Source organism: Flavobacteriales bacterium (genome assembly GCA_013001705.1).
Taxonomy (GTDB): domain Bacteria; phylum Bacteroidota; class Bacteroidia; order Flavobacteriales_D; family JABDKJ01; genus JABDLZ01.
Genome location: JABDLZ010000232.1, coordinates 1 through 24,279, shown reverse-complemented (window position 1 = coordinate 24,279; position 24,279 = coordinate 1). Strand labels below are relative to the sequence as shown.

At 49.8% G+C, this 24,279-nt stretch carries 21 protein-coding genes; 14 read left to right on the top strand and 7 right to left on the bottom strand.

The window, feature by feature from the left end; all coding sequences use genetic code 11:
* Positions 1-223 precede the first annotated feature (223 nt).
* The 3 genes from HKN79_09460 to HKN79_09450 all read left to right on the top strand — a co-directional run bounded on the left by HKN79_09460 (position 224) and on the right by HKN79_09450 (position 4,737).
* The gene (locus tag HKN79_09460; GenBank protein NNC83794.1) at positions 224-808 is read left to right on the top strand and encodes a DUF3109 family protein; all 585 of its coding nucleotides are present in this window, start codon (positions 224-226) and stop codon (positions 806-808) included.
* 413 nt (positions 809-1,221) lie between these two features.
* Entirely contained in the window at positions 1,222-2,286 is a 1,065-nt protein-coding gene (locus HKN79_09455) for a ribonucleoside-diphosphate reductase (protein NNC83793.1), read from the top strand.
* A gap of 72 nt (positions 2,287-2,358) precedes the next feature.
* Positions 2,359-4,737, top strand: coding sequence for a ribonucleoside-diphosphate reductase subunit alpha (locus HKN79_09450; GenBank protein ID NNC83792.1), 2,379 nt, complete (start codon positions 2,359-2,361; stop codon positions 4,735-4,737).
* Positions 4,738-4,779: 42 nt separating this feature from the next.
* Here HKN79_09450 and HKN79_09445 read toward each other — a convergent pair whose 3' ends face one another.
* Entirely contained in the window at positions 4,780-5,121 is a 342-nt protein-coding gene (locus tag HKN79_09445) for a hypothetical protein (GenBank protein ID NNC83791.1), read from the bottom strand.
* Positions 5,122-5,165: 44 nt separating this feature from the next.
* Between HKN79_09445 and HKN79_09440 the strand changes: the two genes are divergently transcribed.
* Positions 5,166-5,585, top strand: coding sequence for an STAS/SEC14 domain-containing protein (locus HKN79_09440; protein NNC83790.1), 420 nt, complete (start codon positions 5,166-5,168; stop codon positions 5,583-5,585).
* Here HKN79_09440 and HKN79_09435 read toward each other — a convergent pair whose 3' ends face one another.
* Positions 5,586-6,767 (bottom strand): acyl-CoA dehydrogenase, encoded by a 1,182-nt coding sequence (locus HKN79_09435; GenBank protein NNC83789.1) that lies wholly within the window; start codon positions 6,765-6,767, stop codon positions 5,586-5,588. It abuts the gene before it with no gap.
* 91 nt (positions 6,768-6,858) lie between these two features.
* Here HKN79_09435 and HKN79_09430 point away from each other — a divergent pair, with 91 nt between their 5' ends.
* Positions 6,859-7,536: a DUF4271 domain-containing protein gene (locus HKN79_09430; protein ID NNC83788.1), complete on the top strand. Its 678-nt coding sequence runs from the start codon at positions 6,859-6,861 to the stop codon at positions 7,534-7,536.
* Positions 7,523-8,302, top strand: coding sequence for a uroporphyrinogen-III synthase (locus HKN79_09425; protein ID NNC83787.1), 780 nt, complete (start codon positions 7,523-7,525; stop codon positions 8,300-8,302). Before HKN79_09430 ends, HKN79_09425 begins: the two co-directional genes overlap by 14 nt.
* A gap of 9 nt (positions 8,303-8,311) precedes the next feature.
* On the opposite strand, the gene HKN79_09420 is transcribed toward HKN79_09425, so the two are convergent.
* Positions 8,312-9,553 (bottom strand): hypothetical protein, encoded by a 1,242-nt coding sequence (locus HKN79_09420; GenBank protein ID NNC83786.1) that lies wholly within the window; start codon positions 9,551-9,553, stop codon positions 8,312-8,314.
* A gap of 100 nt (positions 9,554-9,653) precedes the next feature.
* On the opposite strand from HKN79_09420, the gene HKN79_09415 reads away from it, so the two are divergent.
* From HKN79_09415 to HKN79_09405, 3 genes are read left to right on the top strand one after another with little or no spacing between them, the layout of a single operon-like run.
* Positions 9,654-10,067, top strand: coding sequence for a ribonuclease P (locus tag HKN79_09415; protein ID NNC83785.1), 414 nt, complete (start codon positions 9,654-9,656; stop codon positions 10,065-10,067).
* Positions 10,042-11,697 (top strand): S41 family peptidase, encoded by a 1,656-nt coding sequence (locus HKN79_09410; protein NNC83784.1) that lies wholly within the window; start codon positions 10,042-10,044, stop codon positions 11,695-11,697. The genes HKN79_09415 and HKN79_09410 overlap by 26 nt, the downstream gene beginning before the upstream one ends.
* A 1-nt stretch (position 11,698) precedes the next feature.
* Complete coding sequence (locus HKN79_09405; GenBank protein ID NNC83783.1) at positions 11,699-13,243, top strand: O-antigen ligase family protein; 1,545 nt, start codon at positions 11,699-11,701, stop codon at positions 13,241-13,243.
* Here HKN79_09405 and HKN79_09400 read toward each other — a convergent pair.
* The 3 genes from HKN79_09400 to HKN79_09390 are packed head-to-tail and all read right to left on the bottom strand — an operon-like array spanning position 13,201 to position 17,346.
* Positions 13,201-14,307 carry a glycosyltransferase gene (locus tag HKN79_09400; protein NNC83782.1) on the bottom strand — a complete coding sequence of 369 codons (1,107 nt, stop codon included), beginning with the start codon at positions 14,305-14,307 and terminating at the stop codon, positions 13,201-13,203. The genes HKN79_09405 and HKN79_09400 overlap by 43 nt on opposite strands.
* 4 nt (positions 14,308-14,311) lie before the next feature.
* Positions 14,312-16,756 carry a bifunctional UDP-N-acetylmuramoyl-tripeptide:D-alanyl-D-alanine ligase/alanine racemase gene (locus HKN79_09395; GenBank protein ID NNC83781.1) on the bottom strand — a complete coding sequence of 815 codons (2,445 nt, stop codon included), beginning with the start codon at positions 16,754-16,756 and terminating at the stop codon, positions 14,312-14,314.
* Positions 16,753-17,346: a thymidine kinase gene (locus tag HKN79_09390; GenBank protein ID NNC83780.1), complete on the bottom strand. Its 594-nt coding sequence runs from the start codon at positions 17,344-17,346 to the stop codon at positions 16,753-16,755. The genes HKN79_09395 and HKN79_09390 overlap by 4 nt, the downstream gene beginning before the upstream one ends.
* A gap of 75 nt (positions 17,347-17,421) precedes the next feature.
* On the opposite strand from HKN79_09390, the gene HKN79_09385 reads away from it, so the two are divergent.
* The 3 genes from HKN79_09385 to rsmI are packed head-to-tail and all read left to right on the top strand — an operon-like array spanning position 17,422 to position 19,988.
* The gene (locus HKN79_09385; protein NNC83779.1) at positions 17,422-18,054 is read left to right on the top strand and encodes a hypothetical protein; all 633 of its coding nucleotides are present in this window, start codon (positions 17,422-17,424) and stop codon (positions 18,052-18,054) included.
* Between the two features lie 26 nt (positions 18,055-18,080).
* Positions 18,081-19,304, top strand: a complete 1,224-nt coding sequence (locus HKN79_09380; GenBank protein NNC83778.1) for a M28 family peptidase — start codon at positions 18,081-18,083, stop codon at positions 19,302-19,304.
* Between the two features lie 3 nt (positions 19,305-19,307).
* Positions 19,308-19,988 carry a 16S rRNA (cytidine(1402)-2'-O)-methyltransferase gene (gene rsmI, locus HKN79_09375; protein NNC83777.1) on the top strand — a complete coding sequence of 227 codons (681 nt, stop codon included), beginning with the start codon at positions 19,308-19,310 and terminating at the stop codon, positions 19,986-19,988.
* 37 nt (positions 19,989-20,025) lie between these two features.
* Here rsmI and HKN79_09370 read toward each other — a convergent pair whose 3' ends face one another.
* A complete protein-coding gene (locus tag HKN79_09370; protein ID NNC83776.1) occupies positions 20,026-21,429 on the bottom strand; it encodes a hypothetical protein in 1,404 nt (467 codons plus the stop codon).
* A 160-nt stretch (positions 21,430-21,589) separates the two neighbouring features.
* Between HKN79_09370 and HKN79_09365 the strand changes: the two genes are divergently transcribed.
* Positions 21,590-23,038 carry an aldehyde dehydrogenase gene (locus HKN79_09365; protein NNC83775.1) on the top strand — a complete coding sequence of 483 codons (1,449 nt, stop codon included), beginning with the start codon at positions 21,590-21,592 and terminating at the stop codon, positions 23,036-23,038.
* A 272-nt stretch (positions 23,039-23,310) separates the two neighbouring features.
* On the top strand, positions 23,311-24,279 hold a 969-nt coding region (locus tag HKN79_09360), incomplete at its 3' end, for a DUF4301 family protein (GenBank protein NNC83774.1).

Here is a 24,279-nt window from a genome sequence, read left to right as displayed (position 1 = left end):
CTAGAGCATGAGGCTGAAGTGATGTTCAAGGAGACATTACCTATTTCTTGGGCAAACCCTATCAGGCAGAAGAAAAGAAGAGGAATAAGTACGAGCCTTCTCATATAAGTTCGGTTTCGTCAAAACTAGACAGAGTGCCCAGCAATCTTGATTGGATTCTACATCAGTTTCACAACTAACGATCAACAACCAACAACACTCAACTATCTACTATCATTGCCCTATGATCCAGATTCAGAATGTCCTACTCAGTGAAGAGCTCTTTGACGAGTGCTTTGCCTGCGACCTGGGCAAGTGCAAGGGCGCTTGCTGCGTAGAGGGTGAGTCTGGAGCCCCCTTGGAAGAACGGGAAGTACATCTCCTGGAGGACATACAGGACGAGCTACAACCCTATCTGAATGCTGAAGGGAAAAAAGCCATCAGAGAACAGGGAGCGTTCATCATTGACAGTGATGGAGACTATGTCACCCCACTGGTGAAGGGAAAGGAGTGTGCCTATACCACCTTTGAAAAGGACGGGACCGCCAAGTGTGGGATCGAGCAGGCATGGCGTGATGGGGCCGTTGAATTCATGAAGCCGGCCTCCTGCCATCTCTATCCCATCCGCATCACCAAGCTCCATGATATGGAAGCGCTCAATTACCATCGCTGGCCCATCTGCGACCCGGCCAGGTCGTGTGGGAACGATCTGAAATTGCCGGTCTTCCGATTCTTGAAAGGAGCTTTGGTCAGGAGATACGGAGCAGCATGGTACAAGGAAGTAGAAGAGGCATATAAAGTGTGGAAAGAGATGAGAACTTCATCGTAATAAGAGAGAGTTTCATCGAGAATGATCATGGTCCGATCGAAGATTTCTTCCAGTAGAACGAATTCTTTTCATGGTTGGACTTTGACTATCAGAGCCTTAGCGATGGCGTGCCAGAATTTGAGTGGCTTATCACCAAGCCATTGTTAGAATTACAAGCTTCAACAGGCTAATCCCTTCATACTCTAGGACTTGATCGATGCACACGATCGCCATGTGAAAAACTATGATCGAATGTGGATTATATCTCGATCAGCCGTGATCCTTTTTTGCGAACATTTGTTCCACTGCTCGGAACTCCAGAATAAGTCACTCTGACACGAACCTGACCTCCGAACTATAGCTTGGGCATCACTCTGATAATCAAGCAACTACAAAGAATTTATTGTTAAAGGATTAAATACGAGAAAAGTATCATGGACAACGTCACCCCTGAATCTAAGCAAGACCTTACCAAAGAAGAACTCAATGACCTCACTGGGGTGAGTAAGGAGCAATCACTAGTAGAACCCATTCTGGATGATAACCCCAATCGCTTCGTCCTCTTTCCTATACAGCACCATGATATCTGGCAGGAATACAAGAAATCGGAGGCTTCTTTCTGGACGGCCGAAGAGATCGACCTCGCTCAGGACCTGGTGGACTGGGATGAGAAATTGACCGATGACGAGCGCTACTTCATCAAGCACGTACTGGCATTCTTTGCCGCTAGTGATGGCATCGTCAATGAGAATTTGGCCGAGAACTTCGTGGCAGAAGTACAGTACACCGAGGCCAAGTTCTTCTACGGATTCCAGATAATGATGGAGAACATCCACTCAGAGACCTACTCGCTATTGATCGACACCTACATCAAGGACACCAAGGAAAAAGACTATCTCTTCAACGCTATCGAGACCATGGATTGCGTCAAGAAGAAAGCCGACTGGGCACTCCGCTGGATCGATGAGGGATCCTTTGCTGAGCGCTTGATCGCCTTCGCAGCGGTAGAAGGTATCTTCTTCTCCGGAAGCTTCTGCTCCATCTTCTGGTTGAAGAAACGTGGACTCATGCCCGGTTTGAGTTTCTCCAACCAGCTCATCTCTCGCGATGAAGGAATGCACTGTGACTTCGCTTGCTTGCTCTACAACGAGCACTTGAACAACAAGCTCCCTGAAGACACCGTCAAGAAGATCATCATGGATGCTGTTGATATCGAGAAGGAATTCGTGACCGATGCGCTACCCGTGCGTCTGATCGGAATGAATGCCGAGCTCATGCAGCAGTATATCGAGTATGTAGCTGACAGACTCCTTCTCGACCTGAACATGGAGAAAGTATACAACGCGACCAATCCCTTCGACTTCATGGAGATGATCTCATTGGAAGGAAAGACCAACTTCTTTGAGAACCGCGTCTCCGAGTACAAGAAGGCTGGAGTCAATAGCGATTCTACCGGTTCGGCCCAGAGCCGCACCTTCACTATGGATGCCGACTTCTGATATCACAAGACACTATTGCTGACCACAACAATCCCTGAGATCTAAACACAACACTAAAAATCACTACGAAGGATGTATGTAATTAAACGCGATGGTAGAAAGGAGGCGGTCAAATTCGACAAGATCACCGGTAGGATAAATAAACTCTGCTATGGATTGGACCCCATGGTGGACCCTACTCAGGTGGCCATGAAAGTGATCGAAGGGCTCTATGACGGAGTCACCACGACCCAACTGGATAACTTGGCTGCCGAAGTCGCTGCCATGCAGACGATCAAGCATCCGGACTATGCACTATTGGCCAGCCGTATCGCTGTATCCAACCTGCACAAGAACACGGCCAAGTCATTCAGCGAGACCATGAAGGCCTTGCATGAGTACAAGGATCCGATCAATGGAGCCAATGCTTCCCTCATCGCTGAGGATGTCCAAGACATCATTCAGAAGAATGCTGAAGTCTTAGATTCCTCCATCATCTATGACCGGGACTTCTCCTACGACTATTTCGGATTTAAGACTTTGGAGAGATCCTATCTCTTGAAAATGGATGGTAAGGTAGCGGAGCGACCTCAGCATATGCTGATGAGGGTTTCTATCGGTATCCACAAAGAGGATATCGAGAGCGCCATCGAGACATACAACATGATGTCCAAAGGGCTCTTCACCCACGCTACTCCTACCTTGTTCAACTCCGGAACTCCAAAACCCCAGATGTCTTCCTGCTTCCTGCTCACCATGAAGGAGGATAGCATCAAAGGAATCTATGAGACGCTCCAGCAGTGTGCGCAGATCTCCCAGTCAGCTGGAGGTATCGGATTGGCCATCCACGATATCCGCGCTAAAGGTTCTTATATCAAAGGCACCAATGGAACATCCAACGGGATCGTCCCTATGCTACGCGTCTTCAATGACACGGCCCGATATGTGGACCAAGGTGGAGGCAAGCGTAAAGGAAGCTTCGCCATCTACATGGAACCATGGCATGCCGATATCTTCGACTTCCTGGATCTGAAGAAGAATCACGGTAAAGAAGAACGAAGAGCCCGTGACCTGTTCTACGCGCTCTGGATTCCAGACCTCTTCATGAAGCGTGTTCAAGAGAATGGCGAGTGGACCCTGATGTGCCCCAACGAGTGCCCAGGTCTGGTAGATACCTATGGACTGGAGTTCGAAGCACTTTACACCCGCTATGAGGAGCAAGGAAAAGGTCGTAAGACCATGAAGGCCCAAGAGCTGTGGTTCAAGATCCTTGATTCACAAGTAGAGACCGGAACTCCATACATGCTGTATAAGGATGCGGCCAATGCCAAGTCCAATCAGCAGAATCTGGGAGTCATACGCTCTTCCAATCTCTGTACAGAGATCATCGAGTATACTGCTCCCGATGAGGTGGCCGTGTGCAATCTGGCTTCGGTCGCACTGCCCAAATTCGTCAAGAAAGGCAAGTACGATCACGATGCCTTGTTCAAGGTGGTCTATCAGATGACCAAGAACCTCAACAAGGTCATCGATAACAACTACTATCCCGTACCAGAAGCACGCAAGTCCAACATGCGTCACCGTCCGGTAGGGCTGGGTGTACAAGGATTGGCCGATGCTTTCATCATGCTTCGCATGCCCTTCGATTCACCTGAGGCACGTCAACTGAACACAGACATCTTCGAGACCATCTACTATGCAGCCATGACGGCTTCTAAGGATCTGGCCAAAGAAGAAGGAGCCTATGAGACCTACGAGGGATCACCGATCTCCAAAGGGCAATTCCAATTCGACCTGTGGGGAGTTTCTCCAAGTGACCGATGGGAGTGGGATGTGCTGAGAGATGAGATCAAGGAGCACGGTGTACGGAACTCACTTCTTGTTGCACCCATGCCTACAGCAAGTACCGCACAGATATTGGGCAACAACGAATGCTTTGAACCCTATACTTCCAATGTCTATACGCGCAGAGTTCTCTCCGGAGAATTCATCGTGGTCAACAAGCACCTACTTAAAGACCTCGTCAAACTGGGTCTATGGAATGAAGAGATGCGTGCCAAGCTGATGATGCACAACGGATCGGTACAGAACATCAAGGAGATTCCTGACAATTTGAAAGCGCTCTACAAGACCTCTTGGGAGCTCAGTCAGAAGGTGATCCTAGATATGGCTGCCGATCGTGGAGCATACATCTGCCAGTCGCAGAGCTTGAATGTGTTCATGGAGAATCCTACCAGTGAGAAGTTGAGCTCTATGCACTTCTACTCCTGGAAACTGGGACTCAAGACCGGGATGTACTACCTACGCTCCAAAGCCGCTTCAAGCGCCCTCAAGGGTCTCGGAATGGATGCGGCCAAACTCAAAGAGCTCGAGAAGAGCGGCAAGGAGGTCATGGAAGAGATCAATGCTAATGAAGCCGCTATGGCCTGTAGCATAGAGAATGGAGACGACTGCGAGATGTGCAGTGGTTGATAGGAGGAATTGATTTTGTAAGTCTGTTCAGACCCGGGTCGTTCAATCGGTCCGGGTCTTTTTTCTCACATAGCGGGTCCAGGCCCAGAGCCTTCTTCTTCTCAGATAATCTTCGTCTTTCTCATGTGCAAATGCCTCCCGCTCAAAGGAGATATTCATATAGGCTTCCCTCCACGTAGCATACTGGAATCTACGGATGAGATACTCCAAGAAATAGAGGATATAGAATGGGATCACCAGCAATTCCAACTGCTGCCTGAGGTGGATACGCTCATGGCGGAGCAGGATGGGGGTGCATTTTGCCCGCTCCTTGATGAATATCAAAGGCCAAAATGCAAAAGCGGTATACCCTTTGCGTATGAGATATCTGGAGTATATGATCATGCGATGTGCTCCAAGCTAAATTAAACAGAGCTAAAAGAACTGTTGTGAAACTTTCAAAAGAGATACGGACCGAGAATACCGTCTTCAGACTTCAGGAGAATGGGATCATCGAATCCCGTTTGCTCAACGATGAGCTTGAGCGATTCAGCTTAGAAGAAGTAGAGGAGTTTGTGGAGGGGATGCATTCACTCTGTGAAAATGAGCCCTATCCGATGGTTTCTGTGATGGGAGATGTGCATATTACGGATGAAGGCAGGAAACATATCCTGGACAATATGCGTGTAAGCATGGCGGCACTGGTAGGCTCCACTTTCGTAGCTCGTATCATGGCCAATCTGCTCATCAATTTCAAACCCCTACCGATCCCGGTCAAGCTATTTGATGACGAGGCATCAGCTTACGCATGGATCCAAGAGATGCAGAGAAAGCAAGCGCTGAAGAGGCAGAAATCTTCCCGGGCCTGATCAACCCTTGAAAGCATTCTCTCCGGTGATATCCAGCCCAGTGATCAACAGATGGATATCATGAGTCCCTTCATAGGTGATCACGCTCTCCAGATTCATCATATGGCGCATGATGCTGTATTCATTGGTGATACCCATGGCACCATGAATCTGGCGGGCTTCTCGAGCAATCTTGAGGGCCATATCCACATTGTTGCGCTTGGCCATGGAGATCTGTGCTGAAGTCGCTCTTCCTTCTTCTCTTAATTGTCCAAGACGGAAGGTCAGGAGCTGAGCCTTTGTGATCTCGGTGATCATCTCGGCCAACTTCTTCTGTTGGAGTTGGAATGCGGCTATCGGCTTGCCGAACTGATGTCTTTCTTTAGCATATCGCAGCGCGGAATCGTAGCAGTCCAGAGCGGCACCTATTGCACCCCAAGCGATACCGTAGCGCGCACTATCCAGACAACCGAGCGGTGCTCCTAGACCGGATTTATTAGGAAGGAGATTTTCTTTGGGGACTTTGACATCTGAGAATACCAATTCACCTGTGTTGGATGCTCTGAGCGACCATTTCCCATGTGTCTCTGGAGTGGTGAACCCTTCCATTCCTCGTTCCACTATCAGACCATGGATGCGTCCTTCCTCATTCTTGGCCCAGACCACAGCGATGTCGCAGAAAGGAGAATTGGAGATCCACATCTTGGCTCCATTCAGCAGATAATGGTCACCCATGTCCTTGTAGTTGGTCACCATACCGGCAGGATTGGAACCGTGATCGGGCTCGGTCAGACCGAAAGAACCGATCCACTCACCGGTGGCCAGTTTAGGGAGATACTTCTGACGCTGTTCTTCTGTACCGTATTTCCAAATAGGGTACATGACCAATGAGCTCTGCACGCTGGATGTGGACCTAAGACCCGAGTCGCAGCGCTCTAGTTCTTGCATGATGAGTCCGTAGGAGATCTGATCCAGACCTGCTCCACCATACTCCACCGGAATATAGGGGCCGAAGCCACCTATCTCTGCTAGCCCTGGGATGACCTGTCTGGGAAAAGTGCCTTTTTCGAAGTATTCTTCGATGATAGGTGACATCTCCTTTTTGACCCAGGCGCGGGCCGTATCTCTCACCAATTTATGCTCATCACTGAGCATCTCATCCATCAGAAAGTAGTCATGTCCTTGGTACTGGTCCGTGCGCATGGGGAATACGATTTTTATAAGCGGTCAAATGTAAGAAAAGCCCGATGCAGACTTCGCTGCAGAATGGCAAGGGGCGTACTTTTGGAACTCCATGTTGGAGGCCTTAGAACGATATCCGACCACGCTCGGTCAACCCTGGATCTTCCTGCTGCTGTTGCTCTGCATGGCACTACTGGCCTATGTGCACAACATGTATCCGGCACGTTTCTTCAAACTCTTCAAATCCACATTCAACGAACGTATGACCCGACAGGTGATGCGAGAGGAGATGGTCTTTTCCCATCGCGCCTCGCTCATCCTCCTTCTGACGAGTGCACTCGCATTTGCGATGTTGATCTGGCTCATTGCGGGATATTTCATGGAGACATCGGTTCCCGATCTTCGATTGTATTGGATACTGCTGGCAGGAGTATCGGCCTGGGTCATAGGGCGGCAACTCATACGGAGTAGCTTGGAGCAGCTCTTGGATCAAGACTATGGATTGCGTGAGTTCAATTTCGTCTCAGCACTCATTTATAAGGCCATGTGCTTCGGGTTTGTACCACTCGCTTTTCTTTTGGCCTTCTTGGATATGGATGTGATACCGGTCCTTCTGATACTCACGGGGACCTGGTTGTTGCTCGGTATGGGCTTTCGATTCTATCGGGGATGGATGATAGGACGACACTACAAAGCCCCATTTTTTTACACGATCTTGTATCTTTGTGCGCTCGAATTGATACCAACTCTGGTCCTAATACGATTCATACAGTCGCATGTCCAAAATTGAGAAAGAGATTCAAGCTCCGAGCAAGGTAAAGACTATTCTGGTATCCCAACCAGCTCCTCCCAAGGATAAGTCTCCTTATTACGACCTCGAGCGTAAGTATAAGGTCAAAGTGGATTTCAGGCCATTTATCCATGTGGAAGGATTGACCGCTTCAGAATTGCGCAAGCAACGGATCCATATCCTCGAGCATACGGCCGTCATATTCACTTCCCGCCATGCCGTGGATCATTTCTTCCGACTGTGTGAAGAGACGCGTGTCACCGTGCCAGAGACCATGAAGTACTTCTGTATCTCTGAAGCCGTAGCCTACTACATGCAGAACTATGTGGTATACAGGAAGCGGAAGATATTCTTCGGAAAACAGCGCTTTGCCGACCTAGTGGACATTATCAAAAAGCACAAGCAGGAGCGTTTCCTTCTCCCGTGTTCTGATATCTACAAGCCCAGCATGCCTAAGATGCTGGAGGACATCAATGTGCGATTTACGATAGGTATCTTCTACAGAACGGTAGCCAGTGATCTGAGTGATCTAGCGGATATCAAGTATGATATGTTGGTCTTCTTCAGCCCTTCTGGAATCAAGTCCTTGTACAAGAACTTCCCTGGTTTCGAGCAGGACGGTACCCGTATAGCGGCCTTTGGACCCAGTACGGCCAAAGCGATAAGTGAAGCAGGTCTTCGCTTGGATGTGCCAGCGCCTACACCGGAAAGCCCATCGATGACCAAAGCCATCGAAGAGTATATCAAGAAGGTGAATAAGCGCTGAAGCGAGTATTCAGTCTTTCTTTCTCTTGACCTTTTTCACTACGATCCTTCCCTGGTAGCTTGAAGGGTCGCTCTGGTCTATTGCGGCTGCGCTTTCCTTTCCCTTCTTTCTAAGAAAACATCGTTTCTCCTTCTGCAGTATGATGGCCCCTTCTGGATCGGGAGCATTTCGGTGATGAATCATACCATCGTTGATGATCAAGGTGGCTCCCGGCTCGACTATCACATCCGCCTGCTCTGGCAGGTCCAGATCACAGCTTATGGTGAGGGTAGCCCCACTTTTCACGATGATATCCTCATAGGCTCTGAAACTCATAGAGAACTCCGTATCCTCATCGATCACAAAAGGGATCGGACTATAGACCTCCTCGGCCAAGAACTCCCGGATATTGGTCATGCGCAGATTTCGATGGATCTTTCCGAGCTCTGTAGGTTGGAGATAATTGTGAGGTTTTCCATGCCGTTGATTCATGATGCTTTCATCGCATTCGTTGCGTTTGTGATGCTCGTTGGCATGGTTGAGCCCCATGGAGTGTCCCAGCTCATGGGTCATTGTATGGTTGAACGAGCCGCTCATCCAATAGTTGATATGATCGTTCCAGTTCTTGCCTTCAGCGGCATACTCTTTATTGCCCGGAACGATATTCTTCATCCACCAGAACTTGTTGTATGAACCGGCCATATTGATGCGCGATGATCGATCCAATTCTTGATTGCTCGGCAATTCACTACAAGGCGGAGGTGCATCGGGAGGATCCACGCTGCTCTTCTGGACTACCACTTCCTCATAACCTTTAGGCATATTGGGAAGGAAGATGTTTATGGCTCCGGCATATCGTGGATCCTTGTTGATCTCCTCATCCAGTTCATTCAAGAACCAATTGCGCTGATTGGGGCATCCCGAGCCGTTCTCCGCATTCCAGAAGTAGTCATTCTGGACGAAGATGATCTCATTCAACTCGAAACGGATGTAGCTATCTGGAAGGAAATCATCATAGGGGTAGCAATCCGTGTCCTTGGGTTCTTTCAGGTTTCCCCATAGTTTGTTGATGGTCCTCAATGAACCCTTGAGCAGGGCCATGTGCTCCGGGTCATCCGCTTGGAAATTTCCCGAACCGTCACTGCGCTGAGGCACCACATAGTTGATACGCATGGTGAATATGGGGGACTCTTCTGTAGGGATGAATCGTTTATAGTCACGCCAGAGTGCGGAGCTATTGGAACAGTTCTCCTGAGCTGGTGCTTGAGTCATGCTTGTCATACAAGACAGCACGAGGGAAAAGAGAAGGAGCGATCGGTGCATGGGCAAGCCCTATTTTCGTTCGAATATACCATCTACCTTAGCCTCATCTTTGGGAATCCCACGAAAGCATAGACTCAAGAGCCGCAAAAGCATACAACGCTTGTTCTCACACGGTGTGAGACTCAAAGCGTATCCAGTACATCTGCTGTTCTATCTCGAGCCAGATGCAAAGGGATCGGCCGAACTGAGCATTGCTTGCAGTGCACCCCGTAGGATCCACCGTAGAGCGGTGATGCGTAATAGATGGAAAAGACGCCTCAAAGAGGCCATAAGACCACTCATCCCCGATCTGCTCACATCCATGGATCACAGTGGGCATCGATTGGACATGATGCTTATCTATGTAGGGAAAGATGAGCTCACACCTGCTGAGATCCAGATTAAAATAAAGGTACTTTTAGACCGTTTGAAGGAATACACTTACTCCCCTGATACAGATGCGCAGAATCAAGACTTGGCTTAAAGGCCCAAAACGATACCTCGTCATCGCCTTGACGGTATTGACCATTGCTCCAGCAGCTACCATCGGTGATGATTTCTTCGAGATCTCCAAGAACCTGGAGATATTCTCCGATCTCTACAAGAACATCAATCTCTACTATGCTGATGAGACCCGACCAGGCTCATTGATGAAGACAGGTATAGATGCGATGCTCAATTCACTGGACCCATATACGACCTATATCCCAGAGTCCAAGATGGAGGATTATCGCTTCATGACCACGGGACAGTACGGAGGCATAGGGTCGCTCATCCGTACCATCGATGGGCAGGTGTATATCTCAGAACCCTATGAAGGATTTCCAGCACACAAGAATGGGCTACAGGCCGGTGACCGATTGATACGGATCGATGGGGAAGAGGTACAGGACAAATCCCAAGAAGAGATAAGCGAAGCCCTCAAAGGGTCGCCCGGAAGTAAGGTGGAAATCGAAGTACTGCGATACGATGAAGAGCCGATGACCTTCGATGTAGAGCGCGAAGAGATCAAGATACCCGATGTCCCCTATAGCGGATTGATAGCAGAGAAGACCGGATATATCAAGCTCAACGGATTCACACGTACGGCCAGTAAAGAGGTCAGAGAAGCTTTTAGCGCGCTGGAAGAACAAGGGATGGAAAAGGTCGTTTTGGATCTGCGTGGCAATGGAGGGGGTCTACTTCAAGAAGCCGTCAACATCGTCAACTTTTTTGTGCCTAGAGGAACAGAGGTCGTCAGTACCAAAGGAAAGATCGAGCAATGGGATAGAGTGCACAAAGCGCTCAATGAGCCTTTGACCTTGGATATGCCAGTGGCTGTACTCATCGATGGCAACTCCGCATCGGCCAGTGAGATCGTGAGTGGGACCCTTCAGGACCTGGATAGGGCCATCGTGGTGGGGGAGACCTCATTTGGTAAGGGGTTGGTGCAGCAGACCAAGGATATCGCCTATGGTTCTAAGCTGAAGATCACAGTTGCTAAATACTACACCCCTTCCGGGAGATGCATCCAGAAGCTGGACTATTTCCATAAGGTAGATGGGCAGGTTGCCGCAGTACCTGATTCACTGATCAAGGAATTCAGGACCAAGAATGGAAGACCGGTCTTCGATGGAAAGGGGATCAGCCCAGATGTGGAAGTCGACAATGAACTCATGGGGAAGGTCATCGGTGGATTGTTCAGAGGGAACTACTTCTTCAAATACGCCAATGTGTATGCCCGATCGCATGATGCCATCACTGAGGCAGACGCCTTCAAATTATCGGACGAGGAGTACGATGAGTTCATCGCTTGGATGGCAGACAAGGAGCTGGAGTATACCACAGAGACACAGAATCGACTGGAACAGCTGGTAGAAAAGGCCAAGGAGGAAAAATACTACAGCGATGCCGCTGAGATGTTAGAGACTCTATCCACGGAGCTGAACCCGGATCCCCAGGAAGATCTGATGCGCTTCAAAGATCAAGTCAAGTATATTCTCGAGAGCGAGATCATCGCACGCTACCACTTCCAGGATGGGCGCATCATCCATGGCCTTAATGATGACCCGGTCATCGAATCGGCTTTGGAGAATCTGGACCAAGAGAAATACAGCTCCATTCTCGCGGGTTGATTTGGTATTTCTGAGAAAAGTACTCGAAGAGCGTTGGCTCCTGTACATAGGTCTTGCTGCCTTGGCCATAGGCCTTCCCCTCAGCCGTAGTCTGGTGAGTATTGCTCCTGGGATACTCATCGGAGCGTGGTTCTTCGATGGGCTCTACAGGCAGGATTTCACATCCAAATGGCAATTGTTCATCAAAGACAAGCGTGCGTGGTCCATCTCCTTGATATTTCTGGTGTATCTCCTTTGGGGATTCTTGGCAGAGAACGACTCACAAGCCGTCAAACTGATACTGGATAAGCTCCCACTCCTCTTTATCCCATTGACCCTTTCCGGGCTTCCCTTGAAGCGTCAAAAGGACATGCATACGCTGCTCTATCTCCACATCGCGGCCCTCGTCCTCTCCACGTGCCTCAGCACTATCTCATGGATCCAGAGTCCGCAGATGGGGGAGATACGTGACCATGTGCTCTTTGTGAACCATATACGCTTATCTCTGATGATCGTGCTGGCCGTGGTCCTTGTCTGGGCAATGCCCCGGTTGCTATCCAACCGTATTGTCAAAGTCATTCTCACGGTATGGTTCCTGGTCTTCGTTTACTACTTCCAACTGGCTACCGGCTTTGTCCTTTTGTGCGTATGGTCGGTCATATGGGCGTTATATGCCATCCGGCAGAAAGGGATCATGCGTATGGCCGGATTCCTGGTATTGGCCCTCTTGATGGTAGGAGCTGGCATGACCTGGAAGATCATGGAGAGTCAATTCTCCAAACCCCAGGTCGGAACTTTGAAGGAGTTCACCCAAGGAGGCAAACGCTATTACCATGACCGCGACAATCTGCAAACAGAGAATGGACACTATGTCTGGCATCACATCTGTAAGGATGAATTGATTCCCGCTTGGAATGAACGGAGTGAGATGGACATTCCTGATCATGCCGATCTCGGTGATCTGAAGGTGGGACGCTTGATACGCTATATGACCTCCAAAGGACTGCCTAAGGATGCAGAAGGAGTACGGCAATTGACTGATGAGGACATTGCTGCAATAGAACAAGGAAGCACATCGGTGGTCGAGCCGCATAGCAGCGGCATCTTGGCCAGACTTGAGGCCATCTGCTATGAAGTGGACGCATATCGCTATGGAGGGGATCCGAGTTGGAGCTCGGTGACCGTGAAGTTGGAATACTGGAAAGCGGGAGTTCATATTCTGAAAGAGAATCCCTGGCTAGGTACAGGCGTAGGCGATGTCCGGGATGAATTCCATGCATACTTTGCCGATCAAGATCGACTCGCTCAAGAAGCCTGGGACAAGACCCATAATCAATATCTCACATGGTGGCTGACCTTCGGGATCCCCATGGGGACAGTTGTTCTCATCCTTTTTCTTGCACCCATCACGTGGGCGAGAGGTATCGGAAACACATCCCTAGTGTTCTGTTATCTCATTTTCTTGATGAGCTTTCTCACGGAGGATACCATGGAAAACCAATTGGGGCTCAATCTCTTCCTTCTCTACTTTGTCTTGCTAGGCAAAGCTGAAAGCACTTCTTCATAGACGGCCAAGGTCTGTTGAGCAACGGTCTGCTTGGTGAATTGCTGCAAATGCTCTGTGGCACCGATCCGCAGTCTCTCTTTCAGGTCTGTATCATCCAACAGTCTTTTCACTGAGAAGGCCAAGCATTGATCGTCCTTGATAGGGCAGAGTAGTCCGGTCTGTTCATGGATTACGATCTCCGGTATGCCTCCTGCAGCGGTTGCTATCACCGGTGTTCCGGCCGCAAATGCATCGAGGATACTGGTGCCGAGGCCTTCTGTTTCGCTGCTGATCAAAAAGAGGTCCAACCCTGCCAGTACAGCTGGGATATCTTGAAGGAATCCGGTCATGGTCACATGGGACTGCAGACCCGAGCGGGAGATCTCACTTTCTATCATGCTGCGTTCATCCCCCTCACCGATGATAAAGAAATGGACGGGTAGCCCGGAGTCCACACAGCGTTCTGCAGTGCGAATGAAGGTCCGGTAATCCTTATGTGGAGCCAAAGCCGCCACATTTCCGATGAGCATACGATTCCTAGGAATATCGTACTGTTCATGAAGGCTTTTTGGCTTCAGATGCTCGAAGCGGCTCAGGTCGATTCCGGAATGAATGGTCGATACCCGCTCTGGGTCCGAAACTTTTTCCAGAACGAGCGCACGTATAGCGTCAGAAACGCAGAGGATGTGCTTGATCTGGGAAAGTCCATATTTCCAACGAGACCATGGATTGTTCTTCAGCGGGAAATCCACCCTGCGACTGAGGATGGCCGGTGTTCGCACCCCGAGTAATGTGGATAGCGCAAAGACCCCATGTCCTTTTCCAGAGTGGATATGGATCAAGTCGATTCTCGAATCCCGTATGTATGAGCGGAGCTTCCATGCAGAATAGAGATCGAATGAGTTCTTGAACGGAGCCGTCCGATACGGAATGGATTGTTCCTCACACCAATTCTGGAAAGCGCTGTCACTCTTGCAAAGCACTTCCACCGCTTGACCTCGAGACATGGACTCTTGAATGAGGTAAGCGATCTGCTGTTCTCCACCTCTCCACGTGGCCTCGCTGCTGATGTGGAGTATCCTCATATCCTCAGCCGGTAAAAGTGAATCTCCGTTTGATGCGGGGCGGTATGGAAGTCAAGACTTCATAAGGAATGGTGCCCATGCGTTCAGCGATTTCTTCAAGGGGCATATTCGGCCCAAGTATCTCTACTTCATCACCTGGATTCACATCCGATTCACCGATATCCACCATGCTCATATCCATACAGATGTTGCCGATAAAGGGGCATGCCTTTCCATGAATGTAGACGGCTCCGACCCCATTGCCCAGTGTGCGGGAAAGGCCATCGGCATAGCCTACGGGTATGATGGCGATCCGGGTATCTGCCTGCAGATGGAGTTCTCCGCCATAGCCTATGGTCTCCCCTTGGACTACCCGTTTCACCTGATTGATGTGGGTATGCCATGAAAGCACAGGAAGTAGATCAGCAGCCAGTGATTCATCAGCCGTATGGCCATATAATCCGATTCCCAGCCGGACCATGTCCAGATGCGCCTCGGGCAGACGGCTGATAGCAGCGGAATTGGCGATGTGGAACATGACCGGGTAGTCGATCAGATCACTGACCCTCTGTTGGATCCCGGTGAATGTATCAAGTTGACTCCGGGCAGAGCTCAGATCATCAGCATCACTGGCGTAGAGGTGTGAGAACACCGATTGCAGGCGGACAGCAGCACTTTTCTTGACTTGATCTAGGGCCGTTTCGAGTTCATGTGGATCAATGCCTAATCGATGCATTCCGGTGTCCACTTTCAGGTGCACAGGGTAATCAGTCAATCCTTGGGCGGCTACAAATTGGATAAAAGAAGCGATCATCTCTAGGCTGAAGAGCTCGGGTTCGATACGGTGTTCGATGATCGTGCTGAATTCTGAGCTCGCAGAATTCATGACCATGATGGGCAGTTGAACGCCAGAATTCCTTAGAGAAACGGCCTCATCCACATAGGCCACCGCGAGATAGTCCACCTGGTGATACTCCAATATTCGAGCTACCTCGGATTCCCCACTTCCGTAAGCAAATGCTTTGACCATGGCCATCACCTGGGTTCCGGGTTTGAGAAGTGATCGGAATACATTGAGATTGTGTACCAGTGAGTGGAGGTTGACATGGAGTATGGTCTGATGGGATTGCTCCTGTAGCAAGGATTGCAATCGGATGAGCTCGGGACTCCATTCACCCATGAGCAATATGCCGGTATCGGGCTGTATCAGCTCTTCCATCCGATCCTTGAATCCGCTAACATCACCTATACTGATGCTGGTGGGAAGCACAGCACCTAATTTCTCCCAACCAGTCCCGATCAAAACGGTCCGGCAATCCTTCAACTCGGAACGGAGCTCTGCTATCCGCTGATCGTTGTCCAACTTTCCTCCGCTCGTATTGCAAAGAAGGACCAAGAGGTCTTTGGCCTTGCTCAGACTGGAGAGCTGCTCTTTGGCTGTGCGCAAGGCAGGACCATCGAATGATCGGATATCGGTCAATAGACCGCGTCCCTTGAAACTGCTGAGGAATATGGATCGATCAGGGGAGAGATGATAACTGTGAATGCGTTCTTCGACCTGATCGGCACTCAATCCCAGAATGTGACATACAGTGATAGTTGTCATCAGATTCTGAAAGACTCTTTCTGAACTGTCCTGGATCTGCAAGACTTTGCTTGCTCCGCCAGTGCAGTAGGTCAGCTCGATTCCCGATCGGTCCTTTTTCAAGTCAACGATGTGGATGAAGGCATCTGCCGTTCTTCCCCAATGAGCGAGCTCCACATCGGATCTTCCAAATCGTTCCATCACGGCTTGATGAATGGACTCAACATCCCTTGGGTAGATGATGATACTTGATTCAGTAAAGAGATCCAGCTTCTCCTGGAGCTTCTCTTGACGGTCGGAAAAGCCACGGTCATGTGCTGCCCCGATCCCCGTCAGTATACCGATGTCAGGGCGTATCATACGGGCCAGTCTCTCCATTTCTCCCGGACGAGAGATTCCTGCCTCGAGTATGGCCAGATCATGATCTGATTCCATATCCATGATAGATAGGGGTACGCCTGTTTGAGAATTGTAGCTTTTGGGGGATCTCACGATCTGGAAATCCCGTTGCAGGATACTGGCCAATAGTTCTTTGACTGATGTCTTTCCATAACTACCTGTGATACCGATCACAGGATAGTTGCAGGAGGAGCGGTGATGGGCTGCCAGGGTCTGGAAGGCGCTCAGGGTGTCAGCAACGACCAGCTGTGAGCAGTTTTCAGGAAGGGGCATCTTGCGCTGGACCAAGAATGCCTGTACACCTGAATCGATGGCTTGCTGTATGAAGTCATGCCCATCATGCCGTGGACCCACTAGGGCGATGAAGAGACTGTTGCGGGCCGAGTGCAACCTCCTGCTATCCGTGACGAAATGATCGACCTCTCGATCCTCACCTAAGTGTTCTCCTTGACAGATGGATGCGATCTCTGTGAGGGAATAGATCATTCGCTCGGAGAGTCTTCTTTGCTGTGCGCATTGTAGCAGGTCCTGCAAAGTGGAGCATAATTATCCTGTTGACCGAGGACCACTTGTTCATCCTGATCGGTAGTACGATAGCTATATACGGCCGATCCCCCGCACTCCATACAGATGGCATGCACCTTGGTCACATGTTCTGCCCGTGCGAGTAATTCTGGGATAGGACCAAAGGGTTTACCCGAGAAGTCCATATCCAAGCCCGCTACGATCACACGTATTCCTTGATTGGCCATGGCATCGCATACATCGGGCAGCATCTCATCGAAGAATTGAGCCTCATCGACTCCAACTACATCGAATTCTTTGATCTTGAGAAGAATATCCCTTGAATGATCCACCGCAACGGAGGGGATGCTATTCTTATCGTGACTCACAACTTCGGTATCGTCATAGCGTGTATCCACTGTAGGCTTGAATATCTCCACACGCTGCCCAGCGATCTGGGATCGTCTGAGTCGCCTGAGCAATTCCTCGGTCTTACCGGAGAACATACTCCCGCAAATGACCTCTATCCAGCCTCTTTTCGGCCCTCTTTTTGTAGTGTCGTCCAAGAACATACGGTCGGTCAATCCCTTGAGTGATGTTGACCAAGAGCCGAAATTATTCAAATTTGACCCCTGTTTCTATTTGAGATGAATAAAGAACAAGCATTCGAGAGTATTCAAACGTTGCGCGAACGTGTCGATCGCTACCTATCCAAGCTCTCTGACGGGGATTGTACCTTACATGAAATGGATGCGCTCTTGGCCGATCTACGTGAATTGGAAGAGCGCACTGTCATTATTCGGTATAAGGCCATGGAGACTCTGACCACTCGACCGGAAGCTGTTGAGGAACAGGAGGGTCATGAAGAGGCTCAGGAGGCACGAGAACCCGAACCGGCTATGCTTTCAGAGGCAGAGGAGGAGAATGATCAAGCGGGGAATCAGATCTCCTTGATCGACAGTATCGAAGAATTGAGTCGGGATGTCTCTATAAATGAGAATCACTCAGAGCACCAACAGGTGACATTGGCTGAGAAACTGGAAGTCTCTAATATAGACTCGATCTCCAAAGCTTTGAGTATCAACCTCAAAGTCGGTCTAGTGGATCAGATCTTCGGTGGAGACGATGAGGCCTTCAAACGCACGATCGAGCATATGGACCAAGCCGAAGACCTGGATGCAGCCTGGCAGGTGATCGCCCAGAGTGGGGCCAAAGGCTATGCTGAGGACCATCCTCTGATCGTGGATCTGAAGGAGCTGACAGAACGGAAGTATAGATGAGGGCCTTACTGCTGATATCTTGCTTGGTGGCTTTTTCTCTGGGAAATGGGCAGGATATCTCCTACGTTAAAGAGCAGGCAGAGATCCTCTCCTCAGCACGCATGAAGGGCAGAGGGTATGTGGACAGGGGACTCGATCGGGCAGCCCAGCACATCGCAGCAGAATTCAAGAATCTCGGGCTGAAGCCTTATGGGAAACATTATTTCCAGGAATTCGATCATAAGGTCAACACCTTTCCTGGCAAGATGGAACTGACCATCGATAGTCAAGAGATGCAACCTGGAGCTGACTTCATTGTGGACCCGGCCTCTCCTTTGTTTGCCGGGAGACTCAGAGCTCAGGTCTACGATGGGAACAACCTACAGACCCTCCCTTCATTGGAAGTGCTCCAAGAAGAATGCGAGAATTGCCTCATCGTTTTGGATATGCAGGATGTCGAAGAGAAAGAAGTGCTTAAAGAAGCCCGGCAACTTAAATATCTCCTCAGCGATTTCGCACCCGTCATTTGGCTGAAGGACGAGAAGCGCACTTGGGGAGTCAGTAACCAACAGCTCGAATACCCCATCATCGAATGTGCCTCGAATCTGCTGGTCGATGGCAGTCTGGTCGAGATCAAGATAGAAGCGGTCTTCGAGTCATCGTTCACTTCCAAAAATGTCATCGGATATATTCCGGGCAGCAAGTATCCTGATTCATTGATCGCCTTTACTGCCCATTATGATCACCTCGGAATGATGGGGGATGATGCCTGCTTCTTTGGGGCCAATGACAATGCTTCTGGAACGGCATATATCCTCAGTTTGGCCAAGCACTACATGGATTATCCACCGGAATGCACCTTGGCATTCATTGCTTTTGCAGGAGAAGAAGCCGGTCTGGTAGGTTCTCGATATTTCGTGGAGAATCCGCTGTTCCCTCTCGAGAATCTGAAGTTTGTGATCAATCTGGACCTCATGGGTTCTGGAGTAGAGGGTATCACCGTGGTCAATGCTCGGTCCCAGACCAGGGAATTCGACCTATTGGAAACCCTGAATCGAACACATGATCTACTTCCTCAGATAAAGGCTAGGGGACAGGCACCGAATAGCGATCACTACTACTTCTCAGAGGCCGGAGTTCCAGCCATATTTATCTACGCTCTGGGAGGTTCTACCGCCTATCATGACATTTATGATGTCAGTAGCAATCTCACTTTTGAAGAATACAATGATATCTTCAAGCTTCTCACCCTCTTCGTTAATAAGCTCTGAGCTGTGCTCTACATTGTCCCTACGCCTATTGGAAATCTCGCGGATATCACACTGCGGGCCATTGATATTCTAAAGAAGGTCGACTTGATTCTGGCCGAGGATACGCGCACCAGTGCCAAACTTTTGCAGCATCACGGCATCGAGACTTCCATGCGGCCTTTTCATCAGCATAATGAGCACAAGGTGCTTGAGGACATCATTGCTCAGATGGAATCGGGCAACACACTGGCTTTGATATCCGATGCAGGTACTCCCGGCATCTCCGACCCGGGATTCCTCTTGGTGCGGGCCTGTGTGGAGCAAGGAATTGCTGTAGAGACGCTTCCAGGTGCTACGGCCTTTGTACCGGCACTGGTGAACTCAGGATTCCCTACAGACAGATTCGTTTATGAGGGATTCCTTCCTCAAAAGAAAGGCCGCCAGACGCGACTCAAGGAGATTGCCGAAGAACAGCGCACCGTGGTCCTCTATGAATCGCCCCACCGGATAGTCCGTCTGCTCAAGGAATTGTCAGAGGTATTATCAGAAGGCAGAAAAGTCTCTGTATCCAGGGAGCTGAGCAAGATCCATGAAGAGACCTTAAGAGGATTGCCAGCTCAACTGCAAGAGCATTTCGAGGCTCATCCGCCCAAAGGTGAGTTCGTGGTGGTAGTGGATGCCATCAAAAGAAAAAAGGCCTCTTGATCAAGAGGCCTTCTTCAATTTCATCGATACGATTCGATCAATTCTGGAAATTCAGTTTGAAGACCCCTTCAGTGACCATCACACTCTCACCGGTGAACTCATCGAAGAGCACACCTGAGAAGGTGCCTTCCAGCAATCCACCGGGTTGTACGTTGGGCGGAGGAAGAGGGGCAGTGTATTGACAGGTAGTGATCTCTACTGTGATACCTACTGGGTCGGATTCGGCTGTATACTGCTGACCAGTCACATCGGTGAACGTGCAGGTGTTAGGTGTGCCGGTGAGGTCGGTATTGTTGATCACATAGGTACCAGTGTTGAAGCCGTTCGGGCTTTCATCTATATCTTTCAAGAAGAAGGCCAGCGGGTGATTGGCCCCTCCACCGAAGTTTATCAGATCGACCGTACTGGTAGGAGGTGTGGCCGGTGTACGGGTGGCCGACAATGAGGTAAAGAGGCTTTCATAGAACTCCCCATCGATGAGATAGGTGATATACCCGGTGGTCTCATCCCCACAGGGGCCACAATCCGGACCACCACAATCGGTATCGGTCTCGAATCCATTCTGAATACCATCATTACACAGGGTCTGACAGGGAGGACATGCTGAGGCTCCATCTGTTCCGTCATAGCAATCGATACCGGTCTCATATCCGTTCTGGATTCCGTCTGAGCAGAGCACAGGATCCACACATTGAGGACAATCGATACCACCGCAGTCTATGGCGATCTCGTTCCCATTCAATATACCATCTCCACAGAGTAGGGCACAGGGAGGGCAGTTACATCCACCACAATCAATGGCCGTCTCACTCTGGGTCGGATTGTTAGGGAATTGATCCTGGATACCATTGGTACAGTGAGCTGCTTGACAGGTAGGGCATACTCCACCGCAATCTATGCAAGGGCCTTCGAGTCCATTGAGCAATCCATCATCACATAGCTGGTCACATGGGGGACACTCGGTCGTTGGATCTTCATCACAGTCGATGGTCAAGTAGATGACACCACCGAGGGTGATCTGCTCCCCGTCATCATGCACTCCGTTCTCACAGGTAGGACAGATGGGGCAATCACTATTGGAACCCACTTCTCCAGGTCCGAGACCATCGAATTTGCAATCCACCCAGTTCTCACTGACGGTTGGGTCAAAAGGATTGGTGTCCTGTACCCCATTCTCACAGCAGAGTAGTCCGAGTTCGGCACATGGCCCACCACAGTCTATCCCTACTTCTTGCCATCCATCTACATAATCCAGTATGCCGTTATCACAACTGGGTGGACAGGGGTCACAATTGGGACCTCCACAATCGATGGCCGTCTCTTCTTGATTCAGGATTCCATCCTGGCAGGAAGGTTCGATTCGATTATCCTCATTGTAGCAGGAATAGGCCAGAACGATGACCGATAAGGCCATCAGGCCATTCTGTAGGATTCTTCTCATGGTACTCATTCTAAGTGCTGACTTGCAGAGCAATGGACAAATATATCATCTTGACCAAGTACTGACAATGGGAAAGGACTTCTTGCACCACGATAAAAAAGGGACATGGATAGGATTGCATTCACAGGTGATTTCTCCACATTGACAATACCTTTGACCCATGCAAGAGTCGATGATCGCCAATTATATCAATGGAGAACTGGTCCCACCGAAAGGCGGCAAGTACCTCGATAATTTCGAGCCTGCTACCGGAAATGTGTACTCGCAGATACCGGATTCGGATGAGGAGGATATAGAAATGGCAGTGGCTGCAGCCAAAACCGCCTATGACTCATGGAGCAGCACCCCCAAACAGGAGCGTAGCAGGATCATATTGCGGATCGCTCAGCTGATAGAGGAGAGAAGTGAAGAATTGGCCCAGGCAGAGTCTAGAGATAATGGCAAGCCCCTTTGGTTGGCACGGAAAGTGGATATTCCACGAGCAGCTTCCAATATGCATTTCTACGGGACAGCCATTCTGCACTATGCCTCTTCAGCACATGCGATGGAAGGACATGCTGTCAACTACACTTTGCGAAGTCCACTGGGAGTTGTCGCGTGTATATCGCCTTGGAACCTCCCGCTCTATCTCTTCACATGGAAGATCGCACCAGCACTGGCAGCAGGTAATTGTGTGATTGCCAAACCTTCTGAAGTGACGCCTTACAGCGCCTATCTATTCTCCCAGATATGTATCGAAGCGGGATTGCCTTCTGGGGTACTCAATATCGTTCACGGACTGGGAGCCAAGACCGGAGGCGTACTCTCAGGGCATCCCGATGTAAAGGCCATCAGTTTCACGGGTGGCACCAGTACAGGCGAAACGATCGCTCGGACGGCCGCACCCCTGTTCAAGAAACTCTCTCTGGAACTCGGAGGAAAGAACCCCAATATCATCTTCGAGGACTGTGATTTTGATGAAATGCTCAAGACCACCATGCGGTCATCCTTTGCAAACCAAGGACAGATCTGTCTGTGTGGAAGTAGGATCCTCGTGCAGAAAGGCATCTATGAGCGATTCAAAAAGGAATTTGTAGAACGCACCGAAGCTTTGAAGGTGGGGCCCCCCGTAGATCCAGAATCCAAGATGGGAGCCATGGTGAGCAAAGCCCATCTGGAAAAGGTATTGGCATATGTAGAGTTGGCCAAAGAAGAAGGCGGCACTATCTTGACTGGAGGGGATCGAGTGAGACTTTCAGGAGAACTTGCAGAAGGATGGTATATGCGCCCAACGATCATCGAAGGTCTGGACCAATCCTGTAGGACCAATCAAGAAGAGATCTTCGGACCGGTGGTCACGATCATGCCATTCGATACAGAAGAGGATGCTTTGCAAGCGGCCAATGCCACACGCTACGGATTGTCTGCCACTGTTTGGACCAGCGATTTGCAAAAAGCACATCGTATGGCCCAAGAGATCGAGGCGGGTATCGTCTGGATCAATACCTGGTTGTTGCGTGATCTTCGCACCCCTTTCGGAGGAGTCAAAGACTCAGGCGTGGGCCGTGAAGGTGGCTTCGATGCTTTGGATTTCTTCACAGAACCAAAGAATGTCTGCATCAAGCTCTGAGGCTTTCTCCATTGTTCCGTTCAGCTTCTTGTAGCGATTTCATCCCGTTGGTAAAGAACCAAGCAAAACGGTCATTGAACCACTCTTCAGCGCGCTGTATGAATTCGATTAATCTCATGATCTTGTGGTTTGTGTTCACTTATATAGACGTCTTTTTATGTCAAAACATTGCATGAAGAGCCATCAAGAGCATGTAGTCGATCACATTCCTATCGATAGTTTGAGGGAGCATCCATAAGCAAGTACTTTTGCAAGCCTTGATGAAATCTACGATGGAATCCTTGATTCAGGACATGATACAGGCGGGAGTGCCAGAGGACTTGGCCTATGAGCAGTGCAGACTCATAGAAAGGGGAGTGCGCTACGTGGATCTCTTTTCATCGGCATCGATCCAGAATGGGATATCCAAGCTGGACGCTGCCCAAGTAGATGTTCTCGCAGAGAGCTATGACCAGCGTTCTCAAGAGGTGACCGTCCTGAAGTTCGTACCCGCATCCGGAGCGGCCACACGCATGTTCAAGGACTTGATCAGTGAATGGAAGACCGGAGAACCCAACCCTGGTTCCGATCTGTTTTTCGAGCAATTGAGCGACATCCCATTTGCTCATCTCTTGGATATCGCAGCTGCTAGGGAAGAGATCCTGGAACAGTTGCTGAGCACAGAGCGCTTGGACATGGACAACCGACCCAAAGGAAGCATTCTCTTCCATAGGTATCCAGACGAGGTCCGTACGGCTTTTGAAGAACACTTGGTCGAAGGGGTGGAATATGCCTCATCTGGAGGAAAGGTCCACCTGCACTTCACTCTATCCCCAGATCACATAGAGGATGTGAAGAGCAGTTTGCATGCCTGGGCAAAAGACTACGCTGAGCGATTGGATTGTACCTACGATCTCCAATTTTCCATACAGCTTCCGTTTACAGATACGGTTCCCTTCGATCTTCAAGGACGCCCTTTGATGAACGGAGAGCGGGTCCTGACCCGACCTGGGGGACATGGTTCCTTGATATACAATCTGAACAAGCTGGATGCGGACATGATATTCATCAAGAATATCGACAATGTAGTCCCGGACAAGCACCGAGGAGACACTGTGCGTTACAAGAAAGCGCTTGCCGGAATGCTCATAGAGGCCAGAAAAGAGGCCAGAGGGATGATCAGTGACCTCAAGGCCAGCGATGACGAAGCTACCCGGGCACGTGCTATCCATTTTCTGGAGCGGATGGGGCTGAAACTGGAG